Source organism: Sorangiineae bacterium MSr12523, assembly GCA_037157775.1.
Classification (GTDB): Bacteria; Myxococcota_A; Polyangia; order Polyangiales; family Polyangiaceae; genus Pendulispora; species Pendulispora brunnea.
Map to the genome: position 1 here is coordinate 12,384,244 of CP089982.1, position 13,530 is coordinate 12,397,773.

The 13,530-nt window shown below is 58.4% G+C and carries 5 protein-coding genes and 1 tRNA gene; 5 read left to right on the forward strand and 1 reads right to left on the reverse strand.

The window, feature by feature from the left end; all coding sequences use genetic code 11:
• The first annotated feature begins 1,797 nt into the window (after positions 1-1,797).
• From LZC95_48970 to LZC95_48985, 4 genes are all read left to right on the forward strand, one after another.
• Positions 1,798-8,355, forward strand: a complete 6,558-nt coding sequence (locus tag LZC95_48970; GenBank protein ID WXA94367.1) for an FG-GAP-like repeat-containing protein — start codon at positions 1,798-1,800, stop codon at positions 8,353-8,355.
• Positions 8,352-8,828, forward strand: a complete 477-nt coding sequence (locus tag LZC95_48975; GenBank protein WXA94368.1) for a hypothetical protein — start codon at positions 8,352-8,354, stop codon at positions 8,826-8,828. The genes LZC95_48970 and LZC95_48975 overlap by 4 nt, the downstream gene beginning before the upstream one ends.
• Before the next feature lie 479 nt (positions 8,829-9,307).
• The gene (locus tag LZC95_48980) at positions 9,308-10,222 is read left to right on the forward strand and encodes a hypothetical protein (protein WXA94369.1); all 915 of its coding nucleotides are present in this window, start codon (positions 9,308-9,310) and stop codon (positions 10,220-10,222) included.
• Between the two features lie 340 nt (positions 10,223-10,562).
• A complete protein-coding gene (locus tag LZC95_48985) occupies positions 10,563-11,162 on the forward strand; it encodes a YdcF family protein (protein ID WXA94370.1) in 600 nt (199 codons plus the stop codon).
• A gap of 619 nt (positions 11,163-11,781) precedes the next feature.
• Here the strand turns inward: LZC95_48985 and LZC95_48990 are convergent.
• Positions 11,782-11,855 (reverse strand) — tRNA-Arg (locus LZC95_48990).
• Positions 11,856-12,718: 863 nt separating this feature from the next.
• Between LZC95_48990 and LZC95_48995 the strand changes: the two genes are divergently transcribed.
• The gene (locus tag LZC95_48995) at positions 12,719-13,528 is read left to right on the forward strand and encodes a redoxin family protein (GenBank protein WXA94371.1); all 810 of its coding nucleotides are present in this window, start codon (positions 12,719-12,721) and stop codon (positions 13,526-13,528) included.
• Positions 13,529-13,530 lie beyond the last annotated feature (2 nt).

Sequence of the window (13,530 nt, forward strand, 5' to 3'; positions counted from 1 at the left end):
ACTTTCGTCCGACGAGATCATAACGTCGCGCGACATTTCGCTGATTGAAGGGTTACGGCGGGAAACAATGCCACTCTAAGCACTCCACGTGTATCTCGAGCAATATACGGATAAAGGACGAAAAACGTCCTATATTCGTCTGTGCGGGGTGCGACGGAGACGTCACCTCCTGCGTGGCTGGCGACGCCTTCTTTGGCTTCGTCTCGGTGAGGACGTAGCTAACGGAGCGGCCGCGCGCGTGCATGAGCGAATCCAAGACGTGGTGAGCTCGATGCGAGGAATGGACGACGATGACGTCGTCTAGCCGCCAAGGCACGGACGCTCTTCGATGTGAGACGGCCGTCTTGGGCGCAGCCACATCGCCATACCGCGCGGCCGGACAGTCAGCCGAGTCGTGGCGTGTACTCACAAAACCAAGGAGACGCGCCGCGTCGACAACCGCCCGAAGGGCGGGACTCGAAGCCGCGTATCTAGAAGCCACCTGAGATGGTAAGATCTCGGGCCAGACCGGGGACCTCCGCCGGGGGGAAGTTCGGTGTTGGAAGTAACCGGGGTGGGAGCTCGCACTGATTCGATATCCAGCGTTGCACCGTCCCACCGTCCTCTGCCGCCGCCTCGTGCGGCGCATCGAGTGGCTCCACAGGTCACGGCGCGGCTCTACCGGCCCCGTTTGAAGGAGCAACCTTAGCAAGCGTACCAAACTCTTGAGCGGAGTTCCCAGGCACACTCGCCTACCTGGTGACCTGGTTGCGACGGCGGCCGTCGTTCCCCCGAACGCGCGCCGAGATCGCGGTTTCGCGGCCCTCTCGCCAATTTCTAAGCGACCCCAATCGCCGGCACCCATTCGGTGCTCGAGGGTCTGCGTACCCGGCAACGATGTGAGTGGCTGGCGGGCTCGCGAAGAAAAGTTCGCGCAGTGGCGCAACGGGCTCCGCGTTGCGGCCGATACCCCCTGCGTGAAGTCGAAGGTTTGGGAGGCCGTGAAGCCTAGTTGCTCGAACGCACTCGCCTGCTCCAACCCTGATGAAAGCGGGGTCCGGCGTATTCCGGCGCTCGAAGGGTGCCACGCGATCCACTTTCGGAGTCTCCTTTCCGCTTGCCGAAAACCAATTGCCTTTCCTGCACGTTGTAGAAGCGCCGAGGGCGAGTCGAGCAGGCTTCCGGCGCTCCGTCCCGTACGGGTCCAACAAAACGTTTCGGCAACGGCCCGTGATTGACACCGAAAGCCTATCCGGTAATGGCATATGCGCGACATCCCTTGCGCATGCGACATATTATATTTTTGCAGCTTGTTGCGGAAACGCGTTTCTCTATCTGCCGTTATTACATGGGGTTGAAAGTATGAAATATCCTTCACAATCAATTCGACATCGAGAGCGCGCGACATCGCGTGCGCCCACTCCAAAAAGTCATCGGGTCCTTACTCCCCTCGTTCTGATGCTAATGGCCTTGGCCGTAGGGTGCTCGATCGGCAGCGACGACGAGCTCTCGGGTGACCATGTCGCATCAAGCTTACTCGATTGTCCGCGTCCGTCATCGAGCCCGATATCTCCAGCGCCTTATGAGCCAGGTGTCTTTGGTCCGGCTCCCGATTACTCACCGCCTATCCCAGGCGACGAAACAGGAGCGCTCGGACCCTTACCTGAGGGGCCGCCCGCGGAGAGTCGTGCGCCATGGCCAACGCTCACGCTCGTCCCGACGAATAATATCGGTTGGACTCCAGGCCAGTTTCAGGTCGGTGCCGATGGATCGGCCACCTACACGATTCCCATCGATGTCCCCCCCGGTCGGCTCGGCATGCAGCCGAATGTAGCATTGTCGTACAACAGCAACGGCGGCAACAGCTACGTGGGTGTCGGATTCTCGCTCAGCGGATTTTCTAGCATTCATCGATGCGACCTTAACTACTCCGACGACCGCACAAAACGCGAAGTCCGTTTCGACGCCGCCGACCGCTTTTGCCTGAACGGGCTACGTCTTGTCGCAATCAGTGGAAACTACGGTGCGGACGGAGCCGAATACCGCACGTTCCCAGACACGTTCGCAAAAGTCATTTCACATGGCGGCTCAAACGATCCAAGCAATTACACGGGGCCACAATCCTTCACCGTATATAGAAAAGACGGGCGCATCGATGAATTCGGGCTCGCTGATGCGTCCGTGGACGTGGGCACCGTTACGGACGTCTGGTCAATCAAGTCGACTCGGGACCGGTCCGGCAACACGATGGACTTCTCATATGACAAGGTAGCGTCCGCGACGAATACGGAGGAACATTACCCGCACGAGATTCGTTACGGGGGCCACGCAAGCGGTCTTCCCCATGACAAACTTGTCCGCTTCGAATACGTCGACCGAGATCCGTCGGACATTCAAACACTATATCGATTGGGCTGGAAAAGAAGAATTTCGAAACTTCTTCAAAAGATCTCGCTCGTGGCAGACAACGGCCAGAGCTCTGTACGGTCGTACGTTCTGAGCTATGTTCCCCCCAAAGTCGAAACCCCCGCGCAGCAGAACCATCGCGCCCTGCTCCGAACGATCACGGAATGCACGCTCGGTGCGTGCAAGCGGCCTACGGTCCTGGAATGGGAAAATGCACAGCCGGGATTCGAACCGCCGCGAAACAACGGCGTGGACATGCCGCCAGAAAGTGAGAGCGGGCAACTTGTAATAATGGACGTCGATGGCGACGGACGCGACGACATGGTGTTCCCCGATAAGGAAAAGTGGAACATCGTATTTGGCGCGCCGAAACCCTCTCCTCACAGCGATGGTGGCCCCCTCACCGCTAAAGTACGCACGAGTGCCCCGTCGAACGACCCCCTTCAGGCAGGCAGATTTCAGCGGGGCTTTCCAATCGACTACAATCAAGACGGAAAGACAGATCTCCTTCTCACAGATCTGTCATCAAGCTGGCGATATCTACGCTCGACAGGTAATGATTTCGAGCTGGTCGACACCGGCATTCCAAGGTCAAAACGCGCGCTCCGTTGGAAGTATTGGATGGGCGCTGGAGGGGATGGGGGCGACCTGAATTACCCGCGCGGCCTATTTCTACGGGACAACTTGATGACGGGCTTCTACCTCGTAGACTTGAACGGCGACGGCATCAAAGATCTACTCGAGCGTACCATCCCTGATGATTCTGGAGAAAGCATACCGTACTGTCAGGGCGAGGGCGACTATATTCATATATGTAAAGGTCAGTGGCGCTACCGTCTACACGACGGCATCACGGGGTTCGGCGGAGCAATTGAAATACCAGAGCTGGACCGTGTCACGATTGCGGCTAACCTCATTCCAATGGATGTCGACGGAGACGGCAAAGAAGAGGTCGTATTCGATCCATGCCAACGGTGGTGGCATGACATCCTGGTCTCGCCAATATTCTGCGGTGATGTCGGCGACGGCGCTCCCATGTTTAAAGACAATGGGCATTTCAAAATTATGTCGTGGCAGAAGAACGCCGGCGACAATAACGGAACTATGACATTTACTGACAGCGGATTTGGCCTTCGTCTAAAAGCCGATGGCGAGATCGGCGGCCCAGGTCAAGAAAGTCGTTTAGAACTCCAGCAGACTGTTGTGGCTTTCGATGTAAACGGCGATGGACTTAAAGATCTCCTTGCCAGCAATCTCGGCCACCGTAACAGCAGCTACGGGAACTTCATAACGGCGGAGACCGACCTTTGGATCAACACCGGCAAGGGTTTCGTTCACGCTGATCGGTCCGGGTTGGAAGGCATCGGACTAACCGCTAGTCATCTGCAACATAGCCTCGTGCTGGATTATGACGGCGACGGGCGGGAGGATCTGCTCGTGCCATACAACAAAGATGGCGCACTGCCACCCGGAGTGAACTGGTTCGATGACAACGATAAGGAAGCTTACCGGAAATTCTTTCTAGTACGCTCCGAAAGCGCTTCCACAGGTGCCCTACTAAGCTGGAACGACATCGGGCTACCCTACGAGAATACGCCTTGGACCGTCGGTGTGTGGCCTACCCGGCAAGGCCCCAGAATTGGAGACGTCGACGGTGACGGTCTGCAAGACCTGATATCAGAAAAAACGAGTCGCATCTTGGCCCGTCTGCACGTAACTGACCCGGTTTGGGCCAACCGCGTAAAGACGGACGCAATCACGTCTATCACGGACGGTAGAATTGAGCTGGATCAAGGGACGCCTCACATATACGGTCATGTGACGACACTCATATCCTACGCGCCCCTTGTTGCAACACCAGGTAGTCCAAACATTGACATCAATTCGCGTAACGACGGTCGAGCCGGACCATACTACAATGCAGTGAATGACGTGCCGAGATGTGCATATCCGTGCAAGAGGTTCGTCGGTTCCAAGTTCGTGGTCTCTCAGACGCGACAGGACACAGGCAGTACCATCATTTCGGCCGATTCATCGCCCGGCGAATTTAATCCAAGTGCGAAAAACACCCACTACTTCTATGAAGATGGTTACGTGGACCGACTGGGCCGTGGTTGGCTTGGGTTCCGGGCCCGCACTGAGTTCCAGTACGACGAAGAGAGAACCGGCGCGACGCCGTCGCGCTGGACGCGTACGATTTATGACCCCACGTTCTACGATAGTCAGCATCGGAACTATCCGAAGGTAGGATGGCCCACATTTACCTTGATGTTCGGCGATCCAGTCGTTCGACCGGGAACGCCACGCGATGTGTGGTTGTCGCTGGGGGAGACAACTTCAGCGGCCCAGGACACAAACCTTGGCACCACCTACTTTGTTCGGCTCTTGTTGCAGAAAACGGACGAGTACGAGACACTCGCTGTTCCCCCTCAAGACATCATTCGGACGCTTAATCCTCGACTGCTTGTAAATTGGCAAAGCGTTTACCGCTCCCGAACGACCGACATTGGTCGCGTCGATGATCTGGGAAACCCACTAAGCGAGACGACAACTACCGCGGCGCCGCACGCCAGCGCTGGTCAGAGCAAAACCACGAAGGTTGTTTCATATCTTAATGACACCAGCTCATGGATAATTGGCCGGCCCCGCGGGGTGACGATCACAGACGAAACCCCCGAGGGTACTCAGGTGCGCCAGGGTGAAACGTTCTACGATCCAGCAACCGGCCTCGCGAACCGCAGCACAATCGCAGTGCCAACAGACGATGTTCACTGGCTCGATACAAACCTTGGGCGTGATCGATTCGGCAATGTCGTCCGTACGACAGTGAGTGATGCCAACGGTTTCGCACGGCAAACGGTAGTAACGTACGAGCCGGACGGGACCTATCCGCACGCCATTCGCAATGCGTTGGGTCAAACTACGTACACTAAATACAACCCATATCTGGGCTTGCCCATCGCGGCCGTTGATCCGAATGGCTTGCATGTCTGGATGCTTTACGACGCATTTGGCAACTTAATGCGCGAGCGCCGGCCGGACGGATCATCGACGAGCTACTGGCTCACAAGGGACAAATACGCCGGAGAATGGCTCTTTACTCAACATGCGCAGGACACAACAGGCGCGACATCTGCCACAATGTTGGATCGGCTAGGGCGTCCTTTCCAGGTACGTACGCGCGGGCTACGCGGGCAGCAAACACAAGCATTTACGGAGTACTGGGCCTTCGGCGGCGTACGACGAGAGTCATTGCCGTTCGCGGCATCTGCAGCGAGCGCAACAGACCTGATCCAATACGCTTACGACAATCGCCTTCGGCTTGAGAAGGTTACGGCGCCCGACGGCGTTACAACTGCACACCGATATGTCGAAACCACGGAATTCACTACCGACGGATACGGCAAAGAGAGCTCCGTCGTTCGGGATGGTCGTGGACATGTGATTCGTTCGGACGACCGTTATGGTCTCTCGACGACGTATGGATACGGGCCGTTTGGTGCCCTGCGAACCATCATCGATCCAAAGGGAAACAAGATCGCATATACCGTCGACAGCTATGGTCGAATTACCGAGAGTTCGGATCCAGATCTCGGGACGCAAAAACTTGTTTACGATGCATTTGGTCTCCCGATCGATGAGATCGATAGCAAGGGGCAGGAGACTGCCTATTGTCATGACGCATTGGGTCGTCTGACAACACAAATGGATGACGACGGAAAGAGTGTTCGGACCTACGACCAAGGTTCGAATGCCATTGGTCGGCTCACCGCGGCCACCGGGACGGACGGTATAGCGCTACGCTTCGACTACGATTCTGTAGGGCGCGCATCGAAAACGACGACGTTGGTCCCGACCAGCACGGGTCGGCTCGAATCTTTTGTGGTCGAAAGGAGCTACAATACCCGCGAGGAGCTTCATCGCGTTACGTATCCAGGCGCGAACAATATTACGTTTGCCGCAGACTATTTATACGATGACTACGGTAACCAGACCGTGATCCAAGATGGCTCGGACCACTCGACTTTGTGGCATTGGGACACCGCCGATGAAGCGAACCGAGTCACGCGCGTCCAGCTTGGAAATGGGCTATCGACGTCGCGAACTTACTATCCGAGTACGGGTAGCCTCCACTCGCTTGTGACTGCGCAAGCAAACGCCGACCCTCTTCAGAGTGTCGAATATTCGTACGATCAAAACCGTAATCTGAAAACTCGTTTTGATCATCGGCAGAACCAAACGGAAACGTTCAGCTATGACGCTGTCGATCGACTACTGAAGGCGGAGACCTCTTCGGGCAGGTCCGTTTACGAGTACAAGTACGACGAAATAGGTAACATTAAGTATAAGTCTGGTGTGGGGGATTACACGTACGACGCCACGAACAAGCCGCACGCGGTACGAGGCATCAACGGTCGCAAATACGACTATGACAAGAACGGCAATCAGATTACCCGGCCGGCCGGACCTGATTCCGACGATGAGGTCGAGGTCGAATACACGGCGTTCTACAAGCCGCGAAGCATGCGGCTGCCGAATAGTGCTGTGAAATTCGAATACGATGCGTATGAGCAGCGGGTCCGTAAAACCTCCGGCTCCAAAACGACGACCTACATCGAAGGAATCTACGAAAGAACCGAAGACCGTTCGAACGGCACCGTCGAGTATAGGATGCAGGTGAACGGCCCGGATGGCGCGTTCGCGATCGTCAACTTTACACGCGGGCGCACTGGTGACGTCTCCCGCAAGGTTCAATATGTCCATTCAGGACACGACGGCTCTGTCGACCTGATCAGCAATGATCAGGGGGGCATCGTCGAGCGAAGGAGCTATGACCCATTCGGGCAACGTCGTAATCCGGACTGGGCAACCGGAGGAGGTCCAACCGCCCCGCGGGCGCAGAGCCTTGGATTTACGGGGCAAGAGGACGAGGACGACATCGGACTCGTGAACATGAAGGGGCGAATGTACGATCCGAGGATCGGGCGGTTCCTATCCGCGGACCCGTTCGTTCAAGAGCCAACCTCTTCCCAAAGCCTCAATCGATATTCGTATGTACTCAACAATCCACTGAGCCTTGTTGACCCAACCGGGTATCAGAGTGCACCTGCCGGCGGCACGGTTCCCATGACGCCTACGCACGTCGATATTGACTACTCAACGAGTCCGATTACGCTAACGATATTTGCGCGCCGCTCAGACGAAAAAGCAGACGTTGAGGATAAAGCCTCTGGCACCGAATATGGGAATCGAACGACCCAGAGTGTGCAGGACCTCGACCATCAGCGAAACATGCTGGACACGATTCGACGTCTGCCTGGACAGGTCGCGCGCCACAACTACGACTCGTTCCGCGGTGGTCTCGATGAGGGACTCGATCAGATTCACAGCATGGCCGAGCTGGCGAACGGGTTTGGACATCTTGGCCTTGCCGGTTCTTTCGTCGGAAGGGTGACGCAGCCTGTCGCCGACGCGATCGGAACCTTCCGGGACTACGTCCAGGTACCGCAGCACCAACGGAACATCTCGTATGCGAGCGGGGCGGTCGCAGTTGGGATAGCTGGTCTTTTCGTGGGCGGCACCGAGGCAAAGGTGGTCGAAGAGGTCGCACAGATCGGCGGCAGCTATTCGAAGGTAAAGGCCATCCGCAACGCGCTAAATATCGGCGGAGAAATACACCACATGCCGGCATGGGCCTCGATTGAGAAGGCTGGACTCGAAGGCGTCACGCACGGTAATGCGCCCGCTATTTGGATGTCTCGCGTCGATCATCTCCGGACCAGTACTTGGGGAGCTTGGAATAAATCCAAGGCGTTCCGAGCCGAACAAAAGGCCCTGATCGAACAAGGTAGATTCCTCGATGCCTTGAAGATGGACGTGGATGCTGTCCGGGCCACTCACGGGGCAAAGTATGATGGTGCGATTCAGCAAATGGGCGAGTACATTTGGGAGCTAGGACAGAAGCTATGACAATCATCCCCCACCAAGGCGTAGGACCAATCCTATTCGGAATGACTCGGGACGAGGTAACTCGTGCCATTGGACGTCGTCCGGATCACCGGCACAAGCGTACCGAACTCGACGTGTCTGAGTCGGATTTTTACGATCTCTTTGTCGTCAGTTTCGACGGTAGCGGCGTCTGCTATGCGGTCGAGTTTCACGTCGGCGCGGGACGCCTCATCTACGACGGGTATGACCTGTTCGGTCATCCTGCCTCTGAAACGCGAGATTGGGCGCGCTCGAAAGATCCGAATCTTGAGGAGGATGAGGGATTTGTTTCGAAAGCTCTGGGATTGAGCATGTACGCTCCTTTGATTGACGTACCGGACCTTGACGAGGATGACAGAACGGCGCCGGGTCAAGGCTTTATGGTTTTCCGGCCAGGGTACTACGAAGAAGAGGAAGAACATCTAAAAGACCGGAGCTTCTCCACGGACAACTGACGCGAGGGATGCGGTCGCGAATCGAAACGTGATGTATTGTCGAGCGGGTCGCCAGGCTTCGGACTGCCTGGTGACTCGCCGTTCTGAAGTTGGCAGAAGGTGGGCACTCCCGCGGAACGCACGATCTCGCCCCAGTCTGTACTGTCAGCCACCTTCCAATATGAAGCCGAGACACCAAAGCCGAGGTAGCTCATCGCGTACTGCGTTTCGGACAAACGTACTGCGTCGCGGGTGCGCGGGTGGATCGCATCAAGAAGATAGGGCGTTCGCCTGGCCATGGCCGCCGTTCAGCGATCCTCCGATGATAGACACCGCCGAATGCCCAGGGTCTCTGGGGCGTTTTTCCATTCGACGATGAACACCAACTTGCCTCGCACGCAACCTCTCTTCGCGATGAGGTCACCAGAATGAAGCGATGGATGGTTGCTTGCGCTGCAGTTCGTCGCCGATCCTGCTGGACACTCTTATCGAGCAGTCTCTTGGCTGCCGGCTGCAGTGCACCCACCACACGATCGTCCTCCGTCCATATCGCCGTTCCCCGGAGCCCTGTTGTCCCGCCGAGCGCGGCGATCACGAGTGGCGAGGCATGTAGACGGCTGACGGCAGCGAACCAACAGCTTGTTGATGCCGCCGAAGCGGCCCGTGCGGAGGTTCTGGCAAAGGATCGAGCGAGCGGAGACCGCGGCCTGCCCGGAGAAGGTGGCCTGCCCGATAAGCCGCTACAGCTAGCACCGATTGAGCAACTTCCTCCTGTCACCGGTGAGAAGGCATGCGTTGAAGCAGGGACGGGGGTGTGGTCATACTCGCTCGATTCGTACAGCGTCGATGATTGGCGCAAGAATGCCACCGTCAAAGCACAAGTTGCGATTCGCTTCATGGGCAAGGATGGCCGGGTAAGCGCCCCCTGGCACTTTCCTACAGAACCCGACGTCGGGGGCGGCGCGTGTTGTGATGTCTACGGCTGGCTGCAGTACGACCTGCTTCCCGTGTTCGACTTTGACAGTTACGGGGTCAAGGAGGTGTTTGCCTTCGTGCGACACTTATACCCTTGGCAGGCCGAGGAGCAGTATGGCGCCATTCTCACCGTCACCAAAGACGGCGAAATCAGCGTGGCGGAAGATGGGCTGATCTTCGACGTGGAGGACTTTAACAAGGACGGGCGCCCTGACCTCTTGTTGCATTCGTCGAAGGACGAGGAGTGCATGGAGGATCATCCAGAGGGCAAATGCGTTCGCGCATGGGGACCGACGACGGTTCGGCTGTCACTACCAGATGGATCTTTCGGAGAGGAAATCCCGTATCCGCAGGAGGCGACCACCTCGCCACCCCAAGCTCCCGAGAGCAGCAAGCCGCGCGCGCCTCAGAAGAAGAAGCCGAGCAAGAAGCGGAAGTAGAGCACCACCGGTATCCGAGCGACTCGACGCTCCGTTTCTGAATCCAAGGGCAACGACGCGCTCGAAGACGGAGCGTAGCTTTCCCGTCGCCATGGAGCCCGGCCCCGAACGCTGCCAACGCGGTTCCTGGCCGTCCGAAAAATCGAACGATGAAAGGATGCTTTTCGCGCCTCTCCTCCTGGCCGTCTTTAGATTTAGACAATGGCATTCTCAGAGCGGGATAGGCGGTTTGCAGCGTGGGAATCACGCGCTCCTTGGCGGCGTTGTCCGAGGTACTGTGAATGAGGGAACCTCGGGTTCGTTCGCTTTTCGGAGCCCCGTGCTGACCAGTATCCGTTTCGTGAAATCAAAACAGCGCTGGATTCTCTCAAGTCTCGCGCTGCTCTCGGCCGTTGTCCTGCTCATCGCGGTACGAGTCGACCGCTTTGGGCAGGAGGAGCACGCGGAGCCGACCGATGCCATCGTCGTTCTCGGGGCGCGAGTCCGGCCCGACCACTCGCCGTGTCCGGCGGCGCGTGCGCGTGTCGAGAAGGCGGTCGAACTCTACCGACGCAACATCGCACCCGTGGTCTATTTCTCCGGGGGCGTCGGCGACAACGCGCCGAGCGAAGCTGAGGCGATGCGCGACTACGCTATCGGCCTCGGGCTCCCCGCGAACGCTGCTCGCCTCGAGGCGGAGAGTCACTCGACGGAGCAGAACGCGCAGCGCACGACCCTACTCCTCCGAGCAGCGGGCGAGAGGCGCGCGGTCGTCGTATCCGACCCGTACCACCTCTTGCGAGCGCGGCAGTACTTTCGCCTCCAGGGGTTTGAGGTGGCCACGAGTCCAGCTCTCGTCTCCGAGCGCAACTCGGATCCCCTGACCCGTGCGCATTGGACGCTGCGCGAAAGCGCGGCGCTTCTTCTTCACCCGAGGGTGCTGTTCGCCTCGGCGCCATGATGATCATGGGACATCGGAGAGAGGGTAAACTCGTTCTCAGGCGGATGCAGGAGTGGAGGAGGACCGCCCGTGCGATCGACGGAGTAGCGAAATAATGTCCAGCTCGTCGTCCTACCCGGGGGGACGGCGCAACCTCGGCCACGTATTTTCACCGAGCAAAACGCTGATTGGACAAACGGTTCCACACGGCACCGGAACGCCTTGTCCGACTCCTCTGGAACCAGGTGTCGGAAGCCGCAAACAAAGAACAACGACGAATGAAGAGCTCGCTGGACCGCTCCGGAACCAGTTGTCCGGCCCTCTGGAACCACGTGTCCGTGCCTTCGGAACCAGTTGTCTGGACCTCAGGAACCACGTGTCCGAGTACTGGAACGAGCTGTCCGACCTCCGGAACCAGTTGTCGATGCTCCGGAACCGCTTGTCCCGTGCTGCGAGTGTCTCGGCCCCCAGAAGCTGCCTCAGCAAGCTTTTCGGACCCGATCGCGTGCACTCTGCAACCGTTTCTCACGCTTTGTGCAGCACGTGCCGATCGCCGAACGGGCCTATTTTTCAGCACAAAAGCAAAAAACCCAGGGCATGGAACCCTGGGTCTACTCCGTTCTCTTTCACTTCAACTTAGCGCGCCCGGGAAGATTCGAACTTCCGACAACTGGTTCCGTAGACCAGTGCTCTATCCAGCTGAGCTACGGGCGCCCTTGTGAGGCCGGGAAGATACTCGTGTGGGAAACGCTGTCAATGCAAACGACACAAGGGGTGACGTTTCGTCGGGTCGCCCGCGAAAGATGCCGCGTTCCGCTGCCTCGCGTCGAGGCGCGTACGTGCTTGCGCACCCGCCAACGGCCATTCACTCGTGTGCACCGTGCATTTCACGACGCTCAGGGTACCCGTTGCCCTTGCTTGGCGAGCGACTCTGAAAATTTTGCAGACCTCTCGGTTGGACCCTGACTGAATTGTCACTCTTCTCGAGCACGGTGGGCGGCTGGGGTGGATCCTCCAGTTGCCTGGTCTTGCGAGGAAAAGGCCGGGATGGCGCAAATTCCGTGGGAAAGAGGGGGCGCTGGCATGTCCGCTGCTGTATGGGGGGCCGCACGCAACGTTCCCCGGCGTTGGGCTACGACGGGGAAGCTCGGGCAGGATCCCTTGCTCCTTCAGGTCCTCGTTGCGCGCAACTCTTCGTAAGTTTCGTCGCGTTTTTCTACGTATAGGTCCTTGAAGCTTGGATTCCTTTCCTTCGCCTACTCTGTAGCTCTTTGCCTTCCGTTTTCCTTCCCGTGCATGTGCGCGGGACACCCGCACCCCCCCTTTCCCGAGTTTCTTTGGCCACCGCGACCTCTTCGCTCGTCTTGGCCGAATTGGCGGGTTCTGAGGTATCGCCGCGACAAGCTGCTCTTATCCTTCGGCTCGCTTCTTCTTAGCTTCGCTCAAGCTTCCTCTACCTTCGATCAGAAAATCCGCGTGGCGCGAGTTCGGGCTTCGATTCGTCGGAGGCCGGGGTCGCGCCACGATGTTTTGTGGCTTCGCTGCGGCGCCGCCGGATTCGGGCTAATCTTTTGTCGATGGTGCATCGTTTTCGCGTCGTGCTGGCGGCGCTGGCTCTCGGGTGGACCCTGGCGCACGGCGGCGACGTTCAAGCGCAGTCAGGTGCCCGCAAAGGATGGCTCGGCATCGGCATGGACGCGCCGCGCGATGCGGCGGGCGTGCGCGTGACCAAGGTCATGAGCGGCTCCCCGGCCCAAAAAGCGGGGGTGCACGACGGCGACCTCTTGGTTCGCATCGATGGCACGAAGGTGGGTTCGCCGGAAGAGGTGCAGCGCGTGGTGGGCGGTCATGCCACGGGCGATGTGCTCCGCGTGACGGTGCTTCGCGACGGTGTCGAATCGACGCTCAACGTCTCCCTCGCGCCGCGCCCATCGCGCGACGAGCAGAATCGCCTGGAGTTCGTGGGTCGCCCCGCACCGGCGTGGACGAAGGTAGACGCCGTCAAAGGCGTGCACAAGGATCTGAGCTCGCTCCGCGGGCGCGTGGTGCTGCTCGATTTTTGGGCCACGTGGTGCGGGGCATGCCGCGCCATGACCCCGACGCTCTCCGCCTGGCAGGCGCGCTACGGGGCGCAAGGCTTGAGCGTCATCGGTATGACGACCGATGGCCGCGATGAAGCCGCCGCCTTTGCCGAGAAGGCCAACATGAAGTTCGGCATTGCCGTCGACGAGAGCGCGGCCACGCACCGCGCGTACAGCATTTCGGCGCTGCCGACTCTGTTCGTCATCGACAAGCGCGGCGTCGTGCGCGACGTGGTCATCGGCTACGATCCCTCGCACGAAGCGCAGATCGACGCGCTGGTGCGTACGCTGCTCGCCGAATCCTGAGC

Coding starts and splice junctions, on each gene's coding strand:
- LZC95_48970 (WXA94367.1), top strand. CDS start 1,798: ATGCAGCCGAATGTAGCATTGTCGTACAACAGCAACGGCGGCAACAGC.
- LZC95_48975 (WXA94368.1), top strand. CDS start 8,352: ATGACAATCATCCCCCACCAAGGCGTAGGACCAATCCTATTCGGAATG.
- LZC95_48995 (WXA94371.1), top strand. CDS start 12,719: ATGGTGCATCGTTTTCGCGTCGTGCTGGCGGCGCTGGCTCTCGGGTGG.